Source organism: Proteus myxofaciens ATCC 19692, from assembly GCF_001654855.1.
Classification (GTDB): domain Bacteria; phylum Pseudomonadota; class Gammaproteobacteria; order Enterobacterales; family Enterobacteriaceae; genus Proteus; species Proteus myxofaciens.
The window spans coordinates 1-257 of the sequence record NZ_LXEN01000230.1; the positions used below are offsets into that span (position 1 = coordinate 1).

Below are 257 nucleotides of genomic sequence, written 5' to 3' on the forward strand. Positions count from 1 at the left end.
GTTGAATTAAGTAATGAAAATATCATATTGGCGAGTATTTATAAAAACCATGCTATTAAGCTTGATGTCTATGGGCAAGATGGCCAATATGAGACAGGTTTAGATGTAAGCTCAAATGATGGTGCGCTAGCTAATGGATTTTCTGGTAATTCGTCAACTAAATTTACCTCGAGTTTTTGGGCTGATATTGAAAAATTAGTCGTAAATAATGTATCAAGTGGTGTATATACTATTTTTAAAGATGCTTCTATTTTAAC

General features: G+C 31.9%; 1 pseudogene. It reads left to right on the forward strand.

The features are described 5' to 3' along the window. Positions 1 to 257 (forward strand): annotated as a pseudogene (locus M983_RS17715) (type II and III secretion system protein); the annotation flags it as partial.